Genomic DNA, 18,029 nt, shown 5'->3' with positions numbered 1-18,029 from the left:
CTCTCCTTAGTGCGATGCCATCTGGGTGCCCGAAATCGGGGCATCAGCCAGAGCGGTTTCGTAGTTGGAAATCAGCGCCTCGACCGAGGGGCCAATGATGTCGGTAACAAGCGACGGATAGACACCGAGGATCAGGGTCATCGCCACCAGCGGCGCAAAGATCCACTTCTCACGGGCGGTCATGTCCGAAATCGCTTTCAGGCTTTCCTTGATCAGGTCGCCAAAGACCACGCGGCGATAAAGCCACAGGGCATAGGCCGCCGAGAAGATCACACCAGATGTTGCCACCAGAGCTACCCAGGTGTTGACCTGGAAGATCCCCATCAGGGTCAGGAATTCGCCCACAAAACCCGAGGTACCGGGAAGACCGACGTTGGCCATGGTGAAGAACATGAAGATCAGCGCATAGGCCGGCATCCGGTTCACAAGGCCGCCATAGGCGTCGATGTCACGGGTGTGCATCCGGTCATAGATCACGCCGACGCAAAGGAAAAGCGCGCCAGAGATAAAGCCGTGGCTCAGCATCTGGAAGATCGCACCGTCGATCCCCTGCTGGTTGGCCGCGAAGATACCCATGGTCACATAGCCCATATGCGCAACCGACGAATAGGCGATCAGCTTTTTCATGTCTTCCTGAACCATCGCAACCAGCGAGGTGTAGACGATGGCGATGGCCGACATCCACAGCACCAGGTCGGTCATCACGGCCGAGCCGACCGGGAACATCGGCAAGCTGAAGCGCAGGAAGCCATAGCCGCCCATCTTCAGCAGGATCGCCGCCAGAACAACCGAGCCAGCCGTCGGTGCCTGAACGTGCGCGTCCGGCAACCAGGTGTGCACCGGCCACATCGGCATTTTCACCGCGAAGGATGCGAAGAACGCCAGGAACAGCAGCGTCTGCATACCGCCGACGATGTGGATACCCAGCACCGAGAAGCTTTCCGAGCCGAACTGGTGGTTCATCAGGGTCGGGATGTCGGTGGTGCCCGCGTCCGCGAACATCGCCACCATCGCAACCAGCATCAGAACCGAGCCAAGGAAGGTGTAGAGGAAGAACTTGAACGAGGCATAGATGCGGTTGGCGCCACCCCAGATACCGATGATCAGGAACATCGGGATCAGGCCTGCTTCGAAGAACAGGTAGAACAGCACCAGATCCAGCGCCATGAACACGCCGAGCATCAGCGTCTCAAGCAGCAGGAAGGCAATCATGTATTCCTTCACGCGCTTCTCAACGCCCCAGGATGCCCAGATCACCAGCGGCATCATGAAGGTTGTCAGCATCACGAAGAGAACCGAGATACCGTCAACGCCAAGTTTGTACTTCAGGCCCAGAAGCCATTCGCGTTCTTCGACGAACTGGAAGCCGGTATTCGAGGCGTCGAATTCTGCCAGGATGAACAGCGACACCAGGAAGGTGATCACCGTCGCCACCAGCGCAACCCATTTCGCGTTGCGCTGCGCCGCTGCCTCTTCCCCGCGGAGGAAGACTGCGAGGATCACAGCCGCCAGCGCGGGAATAAAGGTCACAAGGGAGAGCAGGCTGTCGTTCATTAGTGCGCTCCTCCGCTGAGCGTCATCAGGGCGATCAGGACAACGATGCCGATCACCATGGCAAAGGCATAGGTAAAGATGTAACCGGATTGGGCACGGCCAGCGAGGCGGGTGAAGAAGGGCACGATGCCCATCGCCACGCCATTCAGGAAGCCGTCAATGACGTTGCCGTCGCCGCGCTTCCAGAAGAAGCGGCCAAGGGCCATCGCCGGGCGCACGAAGATCGCGTCATAGATCTCGTCAAAGTACCATTTGTTCAGCAGGAACAGGTAGAGAGGACGTTGCTCTTCGGCCAGACGCTTCGGCAGTGCCGGGTTCACGATATAGAACCAGAAGGCCACCACGAAACCGATGATCATCGCAAAGAACGGGCTCAGCTTGACCCATTTCGGGACATAGTGCGCGTCATGCAGAACATGGTTGTCGGGGTGCATGAAGATCGCGCCCTGCGGAGCTTCGCCGTGATGCGCGGCCATGACGGGCTTGTACGCCGGATCGTCATGCTTGGCCGCGTGGTCATCATGTGCGTGATCATCCGCCTTGGCGTGGTCGCCGCCGTGATCGTCTGCCTTGGCGTGATCATCACCGTGCTCCGAGGCTTCGGCATGGTGATCGCCACCGGGGATGCCAAAGAACTTGTTCACGTTGTCGCCAAAGAAAGACGAGTACCACAGCATACCCGAGAACACCGCACCCAGGGCGAGAACACCCAGCGGGATCAGCATGACCTTGGGGCTTTCATGCGCGTGGTCATGCGTGTGCTTGTTGCCACGTGCCTCGCCATAGAAGGTCAGGAAGATCAGACGCCACGAGTAGAACGAGGTGAACAGCGCCGCGATGACCAGCATCCAGAAGGCATAGCCGCCGGCGGTGCCTGCATAGGCGCTTTCGATCACGGCGTCTTTCGACAGGAAGCCGGCAAAACCGAAATGCGTCAGCGGAATGCCAACACCGGTGATGGCAAGCGTCCCGATCATCATCGCCCAGAAGGTATAGGGCAGTTTCTTGCGCAGGCCGCCATAGTTCCGCATGTCCTGCTCGTGGTGCATGCCGTGGATCACCGAACCGGCACCAAGGAAGAGCATCGCCTTGAAGAAGGCGTGGGTGAACAGGTGGAACATCGCAACCGAGTACACACCGACACCCGCCGCCACGAACATGTAGCCAAGCTGCGAACAGGTCGAATATGCGATCACGCGTTTGATGTCGTTCTGCACGAGGCCCACGGTCGCGGCAAAGAACGCGGTGGTGGCACCAAGGAAGGTGATAAAGGCCGTGGCTTCGGGCGCGTATTCCATCAGCGGCGACATGCGGCAGACAAGGAAGACGCCCGCGGTCACCATGGTTGCGGCGTGGATCAGGGCCGACACAGGGGTCGGGCCTTCCATCGCGTCCGGCAGCCAGGTGTGCAGCAGAAGCTGGGCCGATTTACCCATCGCGCCGACGAACAGCAGGAAGGCCAGAAGGTTTGCCGCGTTCCATTCGGTCCACAGGAAGTGAAGCTGGGTTTCCGCCAGCGCCGGTGCGGCCGCGAAGACATCGTTGAAGTTGATGCTGTCGGTCAGGAAGAACAGGCCGAAGATACCCAAGGCGAAACCAAAGTCACCCACGCGGTTGACGACAAACGCCTTGATGGCCGCCGCATTGGCCGAGGGTTTCTTGTAGTAGAAGCCGATCAGAAGATAGGACGCGACGCCCACGCCTTCCCAGCCAAAGAACATCTGGACCAGGTTGTCCGAGGTCACCAGCATCAGCATGGCAAAGGTAAAGAACGACAGGTAGGCAAAGAAGCGCGCCTTATAGCTCTCGCCCTCTTTCCAGTTCTCGTCATGCGCCATGTAGCCGAAGCTGTAGAGGTGCACGAGCGCCGAAACCGAGGTGACAACGATCAGCATGATCGAGGTCAGGCGGTCCAGACGGATCGACCAGGAGGTATCAAGCGATCCCGAGCGGATGAAGTCGAGGATATGGATGTGCTGGGTTTCCGGCCCGTGGGTCAGGAACACGATCCACGACAGCGCGCAGGCCAGGAACAAAAGCCCGGTCGTGACGTATTGCGCGCCCTTCTCCCCGATATAGCGCCAGCCGAAGCCGCCAATAAGGCTGCCGACAAGCGGTGCGAATAGAATGATCTTTTCCATTGCCGATCAGCCTTTCATTACGTTGACGTCTTCCACCGCGATGGTGCCGCGGTTGCGGAAGAACGAGACCAGAATCGCCAGGCCAATCGCGGCCTCTGCCGCGGCAACGGTCAGAACGAACAGGGTAAACACCTGCCCGACCAGATCGTTCATGAAGCTCGAGAAAGCGACCAGGTTGATGTTGACGGAAAGCAGCATCAGTTCGATCGACATCAGGAGGATGATGACGTTCTTCCGGTTCAGGAAGAGGCCAAAGATACCGATGACAAACAGCGTCGCTGCCACCCCTAGATAATGTTCAAGTCCGATCATGTTCGTCCCTCGGTCTTATTCTTCCAGAGGCGGGCCATTAAAGGCCCTGCCCCGGTTTGATGTCTTTCAGTTCCATGGCCTTTGCCGGATCACGCCACATCTGCTCGAGCACGTTCTGACGCTTGACGTCCTTGCGATGGCGCAGGGTCAGAACGATGGCACCGATCATGGCCACCAGAAGGATCAGGCCTGCCAGTTGGAACAGCAGGAAATATTGGTCGTAGATGAGAAGGCCCAGGGCGGCGGTGTTCTCGACACCTTCAGGCGTCACGGCGGCGCGCTGCGCTTCGGCAACGTCCGAGGCCTGCCACACACCAAAGGCCATGCCCAGCTGCATGAGCAGAACCACACCGATCAGAAGGCCAAGCGGCAGGTATTGTGCCATGCCCGCTTTCAGCTCGGCAAAGTCGACATCCAGCATCATCACCACGAACAGGAACAGCACCGCAACGGCACCGACGTAGACAATGATAAGAAGCATGGCGACGAATTCCGCACCCAGCAGGACAAACAGCCCCGCCGAAGACAGGAAGGCCAGGATAAGCCACAGAACCGAGTGTACGGGGTTGCGGCTGATGACGGTGAACAGCCCGCCGGCGATCACGCAGATCGCAAACAGATAGAAGGCCAGCGCTGCGATGGTCATGTGTCACTTTCCTCTTGGTCGGCCAGGACATCCTGCGCAAGTTCCAGGGCGCGGGTCATGGCGGGGATGCCTGCGAACATCGACATCTGGCCGATGGTCTCGACAATTTCTTGTTTCGTGGCGCCCGCCTCGATGAGGTGGCGCACGGTCATTCTGATCTGTGCGTCGGCTTGCGCACCCAGAACCGTCATGGCCGCCAGCGTCAGCAGAAGACGGGTTTTCGCATCAAGCCCGTCCTTGTTCAGCGTGTTGCCAAAGAACATTTCCATCATGTCCTTGGGCATTGTTGGCCACAGGTTCTCGAACCCCTTCGGAGTGAAGGACTCGAGCGCAGGATTCATGGCCTTGGCCATCTCCTGTGCCTGCTGGATCATCGCTTCAAAAGGGTTCGTCTTATCGGTCATCGGTACGGCGCATCCAGTTCGATGTTACGCGCGATCTCGGCTTCCCAACGCTCCCCGTTTGAAAGCAGCTTTTCCTTGTCATAGAAAAGCTCTTCGCGGGTTTCGGTTGCGAATTCAAAGTTCGGGCCTTCAACAATTGCGTCCACCGGGCAGGCTTCCTGACAGAAACCGCAGTAGATGCACTTGGTCATGTCGATGTCGTAACGCGTGGTGCGGCGGCTGCCGTCTTCGCGCGGTTCCGCATCGATGGTGATCGCCTGTGCCGGACAGATCGCCTCGCAGAGTTTACAGGCGATGCAACGCTCTTCCCCGTTGGGATAGCGGCGCAGGGCGTGTTCCCCACGGAAACGCGGCGAGAGATAGTTCTTCTCGTGCGGATAGTTGATCGTGGCCTTGGGCGCGAAGAAGTACTTCAGGCCCAGTTTGAAGCCACCGATGAAATCGCTGAGCAGGAAGTAGCCTGCGGCGCGTTTGTAATCGATATTCGCCATATCAGCCTCCAATCGCCCAGCGTGCATAAGCACCGCCGAAGGCTTCGAATTTTGCAAGGAACGCCACGACAACAACCCAGACCAGCGACATCGGCAGGAACACTTTCCAACCAATACGCATCAGCTGGTCATAGCGGTAGCGCGGGGTGATCGCCTTCACCATCGAGAAGATGAAGAAGACGAAACCGATCTTGGCGAACATCCACAGGATGCCATCCGGCAGGCCCGGGATCGGCGACAGCCACCCACCAAGGAACAGGAGCGAGGTCAAAGCGCACATCAGAACGATGGCCACGTATTCGCCGATCATGAACAACAGGAACGGGGTCGACGAATATTCAACCTGATAACCGGCAACCAGTTCCGATTCCGCTTCCGGAAGGTCGAACGGCGGGCGGTTGGTTTCGGCCATGGCAGAGATCAGGAACAGGAACAGCATCGGGAAGTGCGGCAGCCAGTACCAGCTGAAGATGCCATACGACCCATCCTGGGCGCGTACGATGTCGCCAAAGTTCATCGAGCCGGTCGAGATGATCACACCGATGATGATCAGGCCGATCGATACCTCGTAAGAAATCATCTGGGCAGCAGAGCGCAGCGAGCCGAGGAACGGATACTTCGAGTTCGACGCCCAGCCACCCATGATCACGCCGTAAACCTCAAGCGACGAGACCGCGAAGACATATAGGATCGCGACGTTGATATCCGACAGCACCCACCCATCATTGAACGGGATCACCGCCCAGGCGATCAGCGCCATGACCAGCGATACCATCGGGGCCAACAGGAACACGACCTTGTCGGAACCCGCAGGGTAAACGATTTCCTTCACCGCGTATTTCACGAAGTCCGCGAAACTCTGCAATAGACCGAAGGTGCCCACCACGTTGGGGCCACGGCGCATCTGGACGGCGGCCCAGATCTTACGGTCGGCGTAAAGGAGGAACGCCAGCGCCACCAGAAGCGGCACGACGATCAGGAGAACCTGTCCTACGATCAGCAGGAAGATCCCCAGGTAGGTGGTGGTAAAGAATTCAGTCATGGGTCCTCACACCGTGGGTATTCCGTTCTCTTCGCAGTTCGAGACGATCACCTCAGCGTCGATCGTCTTGAGACCACGGGGAAGCGAAGCCGAGATGACATAGACCGCGTCACCCCGCCAGATTCCGTTTTCAATCTCAACATTCGTGCGCAGATGCCGGGCAAATCCAAATCCCCGAATCAACGCGTATTGCGCGGCAGCGCATTCGGCATAGGCACGCACGTCCTCACCCGTTTCGGAACCGGACAGAGCGGCGCGGAAATTGACCAGGTCGTCTTCAAGCAGACGGGTTTCCACACCGATGTAATCCAGATCCGCAACACCCCCGTTACGTGTCACGCCGTTGCCATCAACGGGTGCGCACGCAGTGACCCCCAGCGCAAGCGCCGGGAGAACTGGGGATATGAGGGCGTTCAAATGCATATGTGCTTACTCTGCCGCAACCTTTGCTTCGTTGCGCCCTTTGGCATTGGCGCTCAACTCGGCCATCAGCTCGCTTGCGCGGGCAATCGGGTTGGTCAGGTAGAAATCCTTGACCGCAACCTGGAACGGCGACTTCGCCAGTTCCTTGCCCGGAAGCGCATCCCAGCCATTGTCGATCACCTGATCGATCTGCGCGAAATGCGGCACCTCAGCCACCATCGCCTGACGCAGCTGCGCCAGCGTGTCATAAGGCAGCGTCGCGCCCAGCTCCGCGCTCAGGGCACGCAGGATGGCCCAGTTTTCCTTGGCCTCACCCGGCGCAAACCCGGCACGCATCGCAAGCTGCGGGCGACCTTCGGTGTTCACGAACAGGCCGTTTTCCTCGGTATAGGCCGCGGCTGGCAGGATCACGTCGGCGCGGTGTGCACCGCGGTCGCCGTGGCTGCCTTGATAGATCACGAAGGGACCGTCCGCGATCTCCACTTCGTCCGCACCAAGGTTAAAGACCACCTCGGCACCTTCCATCGCGGTATCCAGACCACCTTCGGTCACGGCCCCAAGGTCCATCGCGCCAACACGGCTTGCAGCGGTGTGCAGAACCATCATCTTGCCGCCCAGCTTTTCGGTCAGGGTCATCACCTGACCAAGCACGGCAATGCCGTCGCCTTCGCAGATAGCACCCTGCCCCACGATCACGATGGCACCTTCACGCGCCACGGCTTCGTCGGCCAGACGGTTCAGCGGCATACGGCCCGGACCGGCATAGGAATAGTCATAGGTCAGATCCATGCCCTTGGTGCCCGCCACGATCACGTCGGCACCCTTGGCCCAAGCCTTGCGGATACGCGCGTTCAGCACCGGTGCCTCGTCGCGCGGGTTGGTTCCGATCAGGTAGATCGCCTTGGCGCTGTCGATATCTTCAATCGCCGCCGTGCCCACATAGGCCGAGCGGTTGCCGGCCGGCAGAACCGCGCCGTTGGTGCGGCATTCGATATTGCCTTCCAGACCATCAACAATCTGCTTCAGGGCAAAGACAGCCTCGGCCGGAGCAAGATCGCCCACCAGCGCGCCAACCTTCTTGCCTTTCATGGCGTCCGAAGCGGCGGCCAGAGCTTCACCCCAGGTTGCCGGCTTCAGCTTGCCATCAACACGCACATAGGGCTTGTCGAGACGCTGGCGGCGCAGGCCGTCCCAGACGAAACGGCTCTTGTCCGAAATCCACTCTTCGTTCACGCCATCGTGGTTACGCGGCATGATACGCATCACTTCGCGGCCCTTGGTGTCGACGCGGATGTTCGACCCAAGCGCATCCATCACGTCGATGGTTTCGGTCTTGGTCAGTTCCCACGGGCGGGCCGAGAAGGCATAAGGCTTGGAGGTCAGGGCACCAACCGGACACAGGTCGATGATGTTGCCCTGCATGTTCGAATCCAGCGTCTGGTTCAGATAGCTGGTAATCTCCGCATCTTCGCCACGACCGGTCTGGCCCATCTGGGCAATGCCCGCCACCTCGGTGGTGAAACGCACACAGCGGGTACAGCTGATGCAGCGGGTCATTGTGGTTGCCACCAGCGGCCCGAGATCCAGATCGTCTACGGCACGCTTGGCTTCGGAAAAGCGGGTGTTCGAGATACCATAGGCCATGGCCTGGTCCTGCAGATCGCACTCACCGCCCTGGTCGCAGATCGGGCAATCCAGCGGGTGGTTGATCAGCATGAACTCCATCACGCCTTCACGCGCCTTCTTGACCATCGGCGAGTTGGTTTTCACCACCGGCGGCTGGCCTTCCGGCCCGGGGCGCAGGTCGCGCACCTGCATCGCGCATGACGCCGCCGGCTTCGGCGGGCCACCCACGACCTCGACAAGGCACATGCGGCAGTTGCCAGCAATCGACAGGCGCTCGTGGTAACAGAAGCGCGGAATCTCGACCCCGGCCTCTTCACAGGCCTGGATCAGGGTCATCGCCCCTTCCACCTCGATTTCAGTATCGTCGATAACGATCTTGCGTAGGTCAGACATCTCTTATTTCGCCCTCAACAGCGCGCCGATCCGGCTCGATTTTTCGATTTCCACGCGCCCAAGCGCGCAAAAGGTTTGCGGGTCTTCATAGGTGACCCCGTGTTCTTTCAGATACGCCTCACCACGTACGCGCATCTTGGCCTTTTCCTTATCGTCGCCGATATAGGCCTTGATCTCGGTATCCGAGTATCCCATTTCACGCGCCTGTTTGCGCAATTTCCAAAGGAAATCATAGGCTTTCAGGGTGCGTGCCGAAATCTCCGGACAGTAATCCCGGATTTCCTTGGCCACGGCGATCACGAACAGACCGTCGTTGATTTCATCAACCTCGCTCAGATGCGGACGCGCGGAAACAGCCCCTGCAACAAGGGCTGCCACTGCGGCGCAGGCAAACATATGCGAGAGACGACGGATCATGGCCTGCAATACCCCTCGAAGACAAGTTTATCATTGTCGAAGATCAACTCGGCGTCCTCTACATCCGGTCCGGAAACCCATTCGATGGCCGAGGTGCCGAATTGCTCAATGCAATGTCGGATCGCCTGATGACGCCCCGCTTCGCGCGCACCGGCCAGCGATTGCTGCGGATTGCGTACTTCGACGCGGAAGTGGTCTCGGACCTTGCGCTCGAAAAGGTCAACATCCGTGCGGAAGTAAAAGCCGTCGAAGGTCAGGATGTCTTCGTTGCTGAACTGGGCACATGCGGAAAGCCCAAGCGCAAGACACAGCGGCGCAACGATGCCCGAAACACCGATGCGGGCGCGCTTGCCCGGTTTGTTCATCTTGTCCTGCCCAATCATACCCGACATTCCTTATTCGGCCGCCATGGCGCCCATGCGCCCGGTTTTGTTGGCCTTGATGCGATCCTCGATCTCTTCGCGGAAGTTGCGGATCAGACCCTGGATCGGCCAGGCAGCCGCATCGCCCAGGGCACAGATCGTGTGGCCCTCAACCTGCTTGGTCACATCCCAAAGCATGTCGATTTCCTCGATCTCGGCCTCGCCCTTCACAAGGCGGTCCATCACGCGCATCATCCAGCCGGTACCTTCGCGGCACGGCGTACACTGACCACAGCTCTCGTGCTTGTAGAACTTAGACAGACGCCAGATCGCCTTGATGATATCGGTCTGCTTGTCCATCACGATCACGGCTGCGGTCCCGAGACCCGAGCCAAGCTCGTTACGCAGATAGTCAAAGTCCATCACGGCGTCGCGGATGTTCTCACCGCGCACACAGGGCACCGACGATCCGCCGGGGATCACGGCCAACAGGTTGTCCCAGCCGCCACGGATACCGCCACAATGCTTTTCGATCAGCTCTTCGAACGAGATCGACATCGCTTCTTCGACAACACAGGGGTTGTTGACGTGGCCGGAAATACCAAACAGCTTGGTGCCCGCGTTGTTCGCACGACCAAATGAGGTGAACCACTCCGGGCCACGGCGCAGGATGGTCGGCACAACGGCGATCGATTCCACGTTGTTCACGGTGGTCGGGCAACCATAAAGGCCCGCTCCCGCCGGGAACGGCGGTTTCATGCGCGGCATGCCTTTCTTGCCCTCAAGGCTTTCCAGCAGCGCGGTTTCCTCACCACAGATATAGGCCCCTGCCCCGTGGTGCAGAAAGAGATCGAAATCCCAGCCCGAGCCAGCAGCGTTGCGGCCCAGAAGACCCGCGTCATAGGCTTCGTCGATGGCGTTTTGCAGGGCTTCACGCTCGCGGATGAATTCGCCACGGATATAGATATAGGCCGTGTTCGCATTCATCGCGAAAGAGGCGATCAACGCCCCTTCGATCAGGGTATGAGGATCGTGGCGCATGATCTCGCGGTCTTTACAGGTGCCCGGCTCGGATTCGTCGGCATTGATGACCAGGTAGGCCGGACGTCCGTCGCTTTCTTTCGGCATGAAGGACCACTTGAGACCGGTCGGGAAGCCCGCACCACCCCGACCACGCAGGCCGCTGGCCTTCATCTGGTCGATGATCCATTCACGTCCGTTCTGGATGATCTTCGCGGTGCCATCCCAATGGCCACGCGCCTTTGCGCCCGCCAGCGTGCGATCGTGCATACCGTAGAGATTGGTAAAGATACGGTCCTGGTCTTTGAGCATCTTGTTACCCTTGCATTTCCCGGCGCAGGCGCCAGATCTGATAAATGTTCACCACCGCCCAAATCAGCGCGGCAATCGCGGCGAAATCAAACAACAGCGCATACCGTCCCGGTAGCCCCATCGCCTGTCCCAACCACTGGGCGGCCATCCAGATCAGCATCGTCGCGGCAATCACGATGGCCACGACACGGCCCCGCTTTGCCAGATACTGTTCCTGTTGCTCACCCGTCATGTCTTAGTCCTCGTAGACCCCGCCCTTGGCGACGCGCTTGGAAAACTCGGTTGCACCACCTTCGGCAAGCGTCTTGGCCTGGTCGACCCAGCCGTCCCGCTCGATGCGGCCCTTGAACGACAGCTTGTCGTCCATCTCGGCAATATCGTCCGGCCCCCAGGCCGCGATCTGCGCGAAGGTCGTCACGCCAGCGGCGTGCAGCTTCTTTTCCAGCTTCGGACCAACGCCCTTCAACTGCTTGAGATCGTCCGGTCCGGCATCCGCCGCGGGTGCTTCAGCCGCTTTTTTCTCGGCCTTCGGTTTTGCCTTCTTGGGCGCCGCCGCTTTCTTGGCCTCCTCGGCCTGCTTCACGGCAGGCTTCGGCGCTTCCGGTTCGGCCGGGGCCTGCGGCTTCGAAGGGCTACGGCCTGCAACGGTGCCATCCGCGCCAACCCAAGGCGTGCGCAGCGGCACTTCGGTGCCGTCGATCCGCTTGATGCTGTCACCGATGTCGGTCGCCAGCTGTGCCGACGCGTTATACTGGGTCTTGCCGCTGTCATATTCGGTCAGCGAAGTCAGACCCGAGAGCGGCTCGGCAGCATACCGGCCATTTTGAGGCCCCGGAACCGGAACCTTGCCGGCCGCCATCTCGTCCAGCATCGCAGCCAGACCTTCGGCGGTCAGGTCTTCGTAGTAGTCCTTACCAATCTGGGCCATCGGTGCGTTGGTGCAGGCACCAAGGCATTCAACCTCTTCCCACGAGAACTTGCCATCCGCCGACAACTGGTGCGGCTTCTCGGCGATCTTCTCTTTGCACACGGCAATCAGGTCTTCCGCACCGCAGATCATGCAGGACGTGGTGCCGCAGATCTGGATGTGGGCCACCGAACCAACCGGCTGCAACTGGAACATGAAGTAGAAGGACGCCACTTCCAGCACGCGGATATAGGCCATGCCAAGCATATCGGCGATGCCTTCGATCGCGGGCTTGGTCAGCCAGCCTTCCTGCTCCTGCGCACGCCACAACAGCGGGATAACCGCGCTTGCCTGGCGGCCTTCGGGATATTTCGTGATCTGCGCTTCCGCCCAGGCCTGGTTGGCCGGGCTAAAGGCAAAGCTCTCGGGTTGTTCAGAATGAAGACGACGAAGCATTAGCGGTCAATATCCCCAAAAACGATGTCCATCGTGCCGATGATGGCGGCGACGTCGGCAAGCTGGTGACCCGTGGCCATGTGGTCCATGGCCTGAAGGTGACGGTAGCCGGCGCAGCTGATCTTGGCGCGGTAGGGTTTGTTGGTGCCATCGGCAACGAGGTAAACGCCGAATTCGCCCTTGGGCGCTTCGACGGCGGCATAACATTCGCCAGCCGGAACGTGGAACCCTTCGGTGTAGAGCTTGAAGTGGTGGATCAGGCTTTCCATCGAGGTTTTCATCTCGCCGCGCTTGGGCGGGGTCATCTTGCCACGTGCCATGACGTCACCCGTCGCTTCACGCAGCTTGACGATGGCCTGACGGATGATCGACGTCGACTGGCGCATTTCTTCCATGCGCATCAGGTAACGGTCATAGCAGTCACCGTTCTTGCCAACAGGCACCTGGAAGTCGAACTCGTCATAGCATTCGTAAGGCTGCGAGCGACGCAGGTCCCAGGCAAGGCCCGCTGAGCGCGCCATTACGCCGGTCATGCCGAAATCAAGCACGTCCTGCTGGGTCACGACACCGATATCAACGTTACGCTGCTTGAAGATCCGGTTCTCGGTCAGCAGGCCGTCGATATCGTCAATCTTCGCCGGATACTCGATCGCCCACTCTTCGATGTCATCCAGAAGCGCGTCCGGTACATCCTGGTGAACACCACCGGGGCGGAAATAGTTGGCGTGCATACGCGCACCACAGGCGCGCTCGTAGAACACCATCAGCTTTTCGCGCTCTTCAAAGCCCCAAAGCGGCGGGGTCAGCGCACCAACGTCCATCGCCTGCGTGGTGATGTTCAGAAGGTGGTTCAGCACACGGCCGATTTCCGACCACAACACGCGCAGCAGCTGGCCGCGACGCGGCACCTCGGTGCCGGTCATCTTCTCGATGGCCAGACACCAGGCATGTTCCTGGTTCATCGGCGCCACGTAATCGAGACGGTCGAAATACGGCAGGTTCTGCAGGTAGGTGCGGCTTTCCATCAGCTTTTCGGTGCCACGGTGCAGCAGGCCGATATGCGGGTCGCAACGTTCCACGATCTCGCCGTCCAGCTCGAGCACCAGACGCAACACGCCGTGCGCCGCAGGGTGCTGCGGGCCAAAGTTGATGTTGAAGTTGCGGATTTTCTGTTCGCCGGTCAGGGCGTCTTCGAAACCTTTGGAGCCGTCCATCACTTCGCCTCCCCTTTCTCGTCACCCGGCAGGATGTACTGCGCACCTTCCCACGGGCTCATGAAATCAAACTGGCGGTATTCCTGCGGCAGCTTCACCGGCTCATAGACCACGCGCTTCTGAACTTCGTCATAGCGCACCTCGGTATAACCGGTGGTCGGGAAATCCTTGCGCAGCGGGTGGCCGCGGAAGCCATAGTCGGTCAGCAGGCGACGCAGGTCGGGGTGATCCGAGAAGATCACGCCGTACATGTCGAACGTTTCGCGCTCGTACCAGTTGGCCGAGGCAAACACGCCGGTCACCGAGGGAACCATCTCGTCTTCGCGCACGCTCACACGCAGACGGATACGCTGGTTCTGGGTCATCGACAGCAGGTGGTACACAACGTCGAAACGCTTGGCACGGTCGGGATAGTCCACACCGGCAATGTCCAGAAGCTGGGTAAACTTGCAGTTCGCGTCAGACTTCAGAAACTCGACGAACCCGGCGATGTTCGCCGGGGCCACGTCAATGTTCAATTCGCCGTAGGTCACATCCCAACCCAGAACACAGTCCGGGCGCTTGAGCTCGATCTGAGCTCCGAGTTCTTTGAGGGCTTCGCTCATCGTTCAATCGTCCCCGTGCGGCGGATTTTGCGTTGCAGCTGCATGATGCCGTAAAGCAGGGCCTCCGCGGTCGGAGGGCAGCCCGGTACGTAAACGTCGACCGGAACAACCCGGTCACAGCCACGCACAACGCTGTAGGAATAGTGGTAGTAACCGCCGCCGTTCGCACAGGAGCCCATCGAGATCACGTAACGCGGCTCGGGCATCTGGTCGTAAACCTTGCGCAGCGCGGGTGCCATCTTGTTGGTAAGTGTCCCGGCAACGATCATCAGGTCCGACTGGCGCGGCGAAGCCCGCGGTGCGGTGCCAAAACGTTCAAGGTCGTAACGCGGCATCGAAAGCTGCATCATCTCAACCGCGCAGCAGGCCAGACCAAAGGTCATCCAGTGCAGCGAACCGGTACGGGCCCAGTTGATGATGTCTTCGGTCGAGGTCAGGATAAAGCCCTTGTCCTGAAGCTCGGCATTCAGCGCCTGGGTGGCGACCTCACGGTCCGCTCCGGCGGTGTTCGCTCCGGTCATCACTCCCATTCGAGCGCCCCTTTCTTCCATTCATAGGCAAAGCCGATGGTCAGAACAGCCAGGAAAACCATCATCGACCAGAAGCCGACCATCGAGATGTCCTTGAAGCCAACGGCCCAGGGGAACAGCATCGCGATCTCAAGATCGAAGATGATGAACAGGATCGATACCAGGTAGAACCTGACGTCAAATTTCATCCGCGCGTCATCAAAGGCATTGAAACCGCACTCATAAGCACTCACCTTCTCAGGATCAGGCTTGCGTACGGCAAGAACGACAGCTGCGAGGATCAGAACGAGGCCAAGGGCAACGGCGATGGCCAGAAAGACGAGGATGGGAAGGTATTCCCTCAGCATCTCTTCCACAGGTGGCTCCTTTCATGCACGTTGAAAAATTCGTGCAGTCAGATGGCTGTATTTACTAGAGCGGGTTTACCCCTGCCCCATGGCAGGGTCAACCAAGCGCGCACACATTCAATAATATGAAATTAAGGCGCATCGCCCTTGCATACAAAGGTATACACTCTCTGTTCAACCATCCTGCGGCAATTGGTCGACCCCCATTTCATAAAGAAATACGGCGTTTTTGCCGGCTGATGCGCCAAGCCGACCACACAGCCGCGTCGCAAGCCCAAAGATGCAGGAAAAATGCGAAATTAATTTTCTTGGGCACCCTGCGTCAACTTGGCGATCAATTTATCGACAACCAAAGCCAAGGTCCGCACGAATTGAACGCCAGAGACTCATTCTTTGCAGAAATCGCCCCTGCAACAGGGCGCAAAACGGCAAACGCCGCCCCGATGTTAGGGCGGCGCAGGTGAAAAAATTCTAGGGGTTCGCTTACGAAGATATCCAGGCAGCCTTCCGTTTCTCGAAGAACGCCGCGATGCCTTCCGGCGCCTCGTCCCCCTCCCAGGCCTTGACCAGGGCCGCGATCGTCATGTCGATCACCTCGTCATCGATCCGGGGCCCCAAGGCCCGTGCAAGCGCCTTGGCAGAGGCCACCGCCCCCGGTGCGCACGAAAGATACGGCACCACTTCCGCCTCGACCGCCGCGTCCAGATCTTCCATCGGAACCGCCTTGGCCAAGAGCCCAAGTGTGACTGCCTCATCCGCCTTGAACAGGCGCGCCGACATGAACACGCGCCGCGCCATCGCCTCACCCATGCGCGACACGACGTAGGGGCCAATCGTCGCCGGAATGAGGCCAAGCCGCGTCTCGGTCAGACCCATCGTCAGGCTGTCGACACCGATTGTCACGTCACACACGCTGGCCATGCCAACGCCGCCGCCAAACGCATTGCCCTGCACACGACCAATCAGTGGCTTGGGAAGCGTGTTCAAAGCCTGTAACATCTCGGCCAGTTTGCGGGCCTCCTTGCCCCGGGTCGCGGCGTCCATCTCCATCTGCTGCCGCATCCAGCCCAGATCACCACCGGCACAGAACGACTTGCCCGCCCCCGTCAGGATCACCACGCGCACCGCATCATCGGCGGCAAGCTGCTCGGCCGCCGCCTTCAACTCCACCAGCATCTCGCCGGACATCGCGTTGTGCTTTTCGGCCCGGTTCAGCGTCAGCGTCGCGACACCACGTGCATCCGTTTCAATGGTCACTGTTTCAAACATTCATCTTCCCCTCGTGATGAGAATTCTTCAGGCAGAGCACTTACCCCTCCTGCCGCATCGCCCGCGCCATGGCTCCGGCCTTGGCCAGAACCGCCGCATCCAGACCGGTGTCAAACCCAAGCGCACGCACGCGCTCGTGCACCGCTTCTGTTGCCACGTTGCCCTTGGCCCCCGGCGCATAGGGGCAACCGCCCAACCCGCCAACGGCCGCATCAAACACCCGCAGCCCAAGGTCGAGCGAGGCCTCGATGTTCACCAAGGCCCGCCCCGCGGTATCATGGTAATGTCCGGCCAGCTTTGCAGCTGGCACTTCTTGAAGAACCGCCTCCAGCATCGCGCGAATGGTTTCCGGCGTGCCCTGCCCGATGGTGTCGCCCAGCGAAATCTCATAGCATCCCAGATCGGCGAGCATCCTAGCGACCCTTGCCACCTGTTCCGGCGGTGTCGCACCGTCATAAGGGCAATCCGTCACGCAAGAGACATAGCCCCGCACCGGCAGGCCAATGTTCTTCGCGGCTTCGGCAACCGGAACAAAGCGTTCAATGGATTCGGCAATCGTCGCGTTGATGTTGGCCTTAGAAAACCCTTCGGACGCCGACCCGAAAATGGCGATTTCGTCCGCCTTTGCCGCAACCGCGCCCTCAAACCCCTTCATGTTCGGGGTCAACGCCGCATAGGACACGCCTTTGGCCCGCGAAATACCCGCCAGAACATCGGCGGAATCCGCCATCTGCGGCACCCACTTCGGGCTCACGAAACTGGCCACTTCAATCCGTTTGAACCCGGCCTCGCTCAGGCAATCCACCAGCGCGATCTTCTCCTCGGTCGGGATCAGGCGTTTTTCGTTCTGCAGCCCGTCGCGCGGGCCCATTTCGAAGATTTCGACAAAGTCAGACATCCGGTGCCTCATAAAAATCCTGGGTATAGATGCACTGCACCCCCTCTGGCGGAAGAGCAGCCTTGAATGCGGGGCGTGCCACAAGACGGTCGCGATAGGCCGCAACGCGCGGCAATGCGTCAAAGGCCACAAAGCGGCGCGCCACGTCGACGCCATAGCCGACGGCACAGTCGGCACCGCTGAAGCCGCTTTGCATGACAAACTCGCGCCCATCCGAAAGCCGGTTTTCCAGCCGCCCCAGAACCTTCAGCAAACGTCGCGCCTCAAGGTTCATCTGGGTCGGAGACCGCATGTCAGGCTTGTAAAGAACAATATGCGCCTGGGTCAGGTTCGCCACATGCTGCCCAATGCTTTCGGCATAATGCAGCATATCCAGCCACGCCATCCTCTCCGGATCGCCAGCGGGCCGACCAAGCCCCTTTTCGGGAAACAGCTCGCACAGGTATTCAATGGACGCCCCGCTTTCGCAGATAACCTGCCCGTCGATCTCCAGCGCTGGCACCCGTGCCGCCGGGTTGATGGCAAGATAATCCGGGCTGCGCAGCGATTTGTCGAAAAAGTTGTGCAACACCACGTCATAGGGCACGCCCAGCTCTTCCAGCATCCAAAGCACGCGCATCGAACGCGCCTCATGCGCATGGTGCAAAACGATTTTCATCC

Annotated in this window: 21 protein-coding genes; all 21 read right to left on the bottom strand. The window is 59.6% G+C overall.

Translation table 11 applies throughout. The features are described from left to right. Positions 1-6: 6 nt before the first annotated feature. The gene (locus NNA36_RS06345; protein WP_255105373.1) at positions 7-1,554 is read right to left on the bottom strand and encodes an NADH-quinone oxidoreductase subunit M; all 1,548 of its coding nucleotides are present in this window, start codon (positions 1,552-1,554) and stop codon (positions 7-9) included. Further along, positions 1,554-3,695, bottom strand: coding sequence for an NADH-quinone oxidoreductase subunit L (gene nuoL, locus NNA36_RS06340; protein ID WP_255105371.1), 2,142 nt, complete (start codon positions 3,693-3,695; stop codon positions 1,554-1,556). The genes NNA36_RS06345 and nuoL overlap by 1 nt, the downstream gene beginning before the upstream one ends. 6 nt (positions 3,696-3,701) lie before the next feature. Continuing rightward, the gene (nuoK, locus tag NNA36_RS06335) at positions 3,702-4,007 is read right to left on the bottom strand and encodes an NADH-quinone oxidoreductase subunit NuoK (RefSeq protein WP_255105368.1); all 306 of its coding nucleotides are present in this window, start codon (positions 4,005-4,007) and stop codon (positions 3,702-3,704) included. A gap of 37 nt (positions 4,008-4,044) precedes the next feature. Beyond that, complete coding sequence (locus NNA36_RS06330) at positions 4,045-4,653, bottom strand: NADH-quinone oxidoreductase subunit J (RefSeq protein ID WP_255105365.1); 609 nt, start codon at positions 4,651-4,653, stop codon at positions 4,045-4,047. Beyond that, complete coding sequence (locus tag NNA36_RS06325; protein WP_255105364.1) at positions 4,650-5,057, bottom strand: carboxymuconolactone decarboxylase family protein; 408 nt, start codon at positions 5,055-5,057, stop codon at positions 4,650-4,652. The genes NNA36_RS06330 and NNA36_RS06325 overlap by 4 nt, the downstream gene beginning before the upstream one ends. Beyond that, positions 5,054-5,548 carry an NADH-quinone oxidoreductase subunit NuoI gene (gene nuoI / locus NNA36_RS06320; RefSeq protein WP_255105362.1) on the bottom strand — a complete coding sequence of 165 codons (495 nt, stop codon included), beginning with the start codon at positions 5,546-5,548 and terminating at the stop codon, positions 5,054-5,056. Before nuoI ends, NNA36_RS06325 begins: the two co-directional genes overlap by 4 nt. 1 nt (position 5,549) lies before the next feature. Beyond that, entirely contained in the window at positions 5,550-6,590 is a 1,041-nt protein-coding gene (gene nuoH, locus NNA36_RS06315; protein ID WP_255105359.1) for an NADH-quinone oxidoreductase subunit NuoH, read from the bottom strand. Positions 6,591-6,596: 6 nt separating this feature from the next. Further along, on the bottom strand, positions 6,597-7,013 hold the full coding sequence (locus NNA36_RS06310) for a hypothetical protein (RefSeq protein ID WP_255105356.1): 417 nt from the start codon (positions 7,011-7,013) through the stop codon (positions 6,597-6,599). Between the two features lie 6 nt (positions 7,014-7,019). Next, the gene (gene nuoG, locus NNA36_RS06305) at positions 7,020-9,032 is read right to left on the bottom strand and encodes an NADH-quinone oxidoreductase subunit NuoG (protein ID WP_255105353.1); all 2,013 of its coding nucleotides are present in this window, start codon (positions 9,030-9,032) and stop codon (positions 7,020-7,022) included. A 3-nt stretch (positions 9,033-9,035) separates the two neighbouring features. Next, complete coding sequence (locus NNA36_RS06300) at positions 9,036-9,449, bottom strand: DUF5333 domain-containing protein (protein ID WP_255105351.1); 414 nt, start codon at positions 9,447-9,449, stop codon at positions 9,036-9,038. Beyond that, complete coding sequence (locus NNA36_RS06295) at positions 9,446-9,841, bottom strand: hypothetical protein (protein WP_255105348.1); 396 nt, start codon at positions 9,839-9,841, stop codon at positions 9,446-9,448. The genes NNA36_RS06300 and NNA36_RS06295 overlap by 4 nt, the downstream gene beginning before the upstream one ends. 3 nt (positions 9,842-9,844) lie before the next feature. Then, on the bottom strand, positions 9,845-11,143 hold the full coding sequence (gene nuoF, locus NNA36_RS06290) for an NADH-quinone oxidoreductase subunit NuoF (protein ID WP_255105345.1): 1,299 nt from the start codon (positions 11,141-11,143) through the stop codon (positions 9,845-9,847). A 4-nt stretch (positions 11,144-11,147) separates the two neighbouring features. Further along, positions 11,148-11,375, bottom strand: a complete 228-nt coding sequence (locus NNA36_RS06285) for a DUF5337 domain-containing protein (RefSeq protein ID WP_255105343.1) — start codon at positions 11,373-11,375, stop codon at positions 11,148-11,150. A 3-nt stretch (positions 11,376-11,378) separates the two neighbouring features. Then, complete coding sequence (nuoE, locus tag NNA36_RS06280; protein ID WP_255105342.1) at positions 11,379-12,506, bottom strand: NADH-quinone oxidoreductase subunit NuoE; 1,128 nt, start codon at positions 12,504-12,506, stop codon at positions 11,379-11,381. Beyond that, entirely contained in the window at positions 12,506-13,720 is a 1,215-nt protein-coding gene (locus NNA36_RS06275; RefSeq protein ID WP_255105340.1) for an NADH-quinone oxidoreductase subunit D, read from the bottom strand. The genes nuoE and NNA36_RS06275 overlap by 1 nt, the downstream gene beginning before the upstream one ends. After that, positions 13,720-14,325, bottom strand: coding sequence for an NADH-quinone oxidoreductase subunit C (locus NNA36_RS06270; protein ID WP_255105339.1), 606 nt, complete (start codon positions 14,323-14,325; stop codon positions 13,720-13,722). Before NNA36_RS06270 ends, NNA36_RS06275 begins: the two co-directional genes overlap by 1 nt. Further along, on the bottom strand, positions 14,322-14,846 hold the full coding sequence (locus NNA36_RS06265) for an NADH-quinone oxidoreductase subunit B family protein (protein WP_255105600.1): 525 nt from the start codon (positions 14,844-14,846) through the stop codon (positions 14,322-14,324). The genes NNA36_RS06270 and NNA36_RS06265 overlap by 4 nt, the downstream gene beginning before the upstream one ends. Then, positions 14,846-15,211 carry an NADH-quinone oxidoreductase subunit A gene (locus tag NNA36_RS06260; protein ID WP_255105337.1) on the bottom strand — a complete coding sequence of 122 codons (366 nt, stop codon included), beginning with the start codon at positions 15,209-15,211 and terminating at the stop codon, positions 14,846-14,848. Before NNA36_RS06260 ends, NNA36_RS06265 begins: the two co-directional genes overlap by 1 nt. A gap of 474 nt (positions 15,212-15,685) precedes the next feature. Continuing rightward, positions 15,686-16,471 (bottom strand): crotonase/enoyl-CoA hydratase family protein, encoded by a 786-nt coding sequence (locus NNA36_RS06255; protein ID WP_255105335.1) that lies wholly within the window; start codon positions 16,469-16,471, stop codon positions 15,686-15,688. 40 nt (positions 16,472-16,511) lie between these two features. Then, on the bottom strand, positions 16,512-17,369 hold the full coding sequence (locus NNA36_RS06250) for a hydroxymethylglutaryl-CoA lyase (protein WP_255105333.1): 858 nt from the start codon (positions 17,367-17,369) through the stop codon (positions 16,512-16,514). After that, a complete protein-coding gene (locus NNA36_RS06245; RefSeq protein WP_255105330.1) occupies positions 17,362-18,027 on the bottom strand; it encodes a glutathione S-transferase family protein in 666 nt (221 codons plus the stop codon). The genes NNA36_RS06250 and NNA36_RS06245 overlap by 8 nt, the downstream gene beginning before the upstream one ends. Positions 18,028-18,029 lie beyond the last annotated feature (2 nt).

Source organism: Shimia sp. CNT1-13L.2 (genome assembly GCF_024331145.1).
Classification (GTDB): Bacteria; Pseudomonadota; Alphaproteobacteria; order Rhodobacterales; family Rhodobacteraceae; genus Shimia.
This window is presented reverse-complemented; position numbering and strand designations above follow the sequence as displayed.

Excerpts from the sequence above, each read along its gene's own strand:
- nuoF (WP_255105345.1), bottom strand. The coding sequence starts at position 11,143 with ATGCTCAAAGACCAGGACCGTATCTTTACCAATCTCTACGGTATGCAC.
- NNA36_RS06330 (WP_255105365.1), bottom strand. The coding sequence starts at position 4,653 with ATGACCATCGCAGCGCTGGCCTTCTATCTGTTTGCGATCTGCGTGATC.
- NNA36_RS06325 (WP_255105364.1), bottom strand. The coding sequence starts at position 5,057 with ATGACCGATAAGACGAACCCTTTTGAAGCGATGATCCAGCAGGCACAG.
- NNA36_RS06295 (WP_255105348.1), bottom strand. The coding sequence starts at position 9,841 with ATGTCGGGTATGATTGGGCAGGACAAGATGAACAAACCGGGCAAGCGC.
- NNA36_RS06265 (WP_255105600.1), bottom strand. The coding sequence starts at position 14,846 with ATGACCGGAGCGAACACCGCCGGAGCGGACCGTGAGGTCGCCACCCAG.
- nuoI (WP_255105362.1), bottom strand. The coding sequence starts at position 5,548 with ATGGCGAATATCGATTACAAACGCGCCGCAGGCTACTTCCTGCTCAGC.
- NNA36_RS06345 (WP_255105373.1), bottom strand. The coding sequence starts at position 1,554 with ATGAACGACAGCCTGCTCTCCCTTGTGACCTTTATTCCCGCGCTGGCG.
- NNA36_RS06285 (WP_255105343.1), bottom strand. The coding sequence starts at position 11,375 with ATGACGGGTGAGCAACAGGAACAGTATCTGGCAAAGCGGGGCCGTGTC.
- nuoK (WP_255105368.1), bottom strand. The coding sequence starts at position 4,007 with ATGATCGGACTTGAACATTATCTAGGGGTGGCAGCGACGCTGTTTGTC.
- nuoH (WP_255105359.1), bottom strand. The coding sequence starts at position 6,590 with ATGACTGAATTCTTTACCACCACCTACCTGGGGATCTTCCTGCTGATC.
- nuoG (WP_255105353.1), bottom strand. The coding sequence starts at position 9,032 with ATGTCTGACCTACGCAAGATCGTTATCGACGATACTGAAATCGAGGTG.
- NNA36_RS06275 (WP_255105340.1), bottom strand. The coding sequence starts at position 13,720 with ATGGACGGCTCCAAAGGTTTCGAAGACGCCCTGACCGGCGAACAGAAA.
- NNA36_RS06250 (WP_255105333.1), bottom strand. The coding sequence starts at position 17,369 with ATGTCTGACTTTGTCGAAATCTTCGAAATGGGCCCGCGCGACGGGCTG.
- NNA36_RS06270 (WP_255105339.1), bottom strand. The coding sequence starts at position 14,325 with ATGAGCGAAGCCCTCAAAGAACTCGGAGCTCAGATCGAGCTCAAGCGC.
- NNA36_RS06300 (WP_255105351.1), bottom strand. The coding sequence starts at position 9,449 with ATGATCCGTCGTCTCTCGCATATGTTTGCCTGCGCCGCAGTGGCAGCC.
- NNA36_RS06310 (WP_255105356.1), bottom strand. The coding sequence starts at position 7,013 with ATGCATTTGAACGCCCTCATATCCCCAGTTCTCCCGGCGCTTGCGCTG.
- NNA36_RS06245 (WP_255105330.1), bottom strand. The coding sequence starts at position 18,027 with ATGAAAATCGTTTTGCACCATGCGCATGAGGCGCGTTCGATGCGCGTG.
- NNA36_RS06255 (WP_255105335.1), bottom strand. The coding sequence starts at position 16,471 with ATGTTTGAAACAGTGACCATTGAAACGGATGCACGTGGTGTCGCGACG.
- nuoL (WP_255105371.1), bottom strand. The coding sequence starts at position 3,695 with ATGGAAAAGATCATTCTATTCGCACCGCTTGTCGGCAGCCTTATTGGC.
- nuoE (WP_255105342.1), bottom strand. The coding sequence starts at position 12,506 with ATGCTTCGTCGTCTTCATTCTGAACAACCCGAGAGCTTTGCCTTTAGC.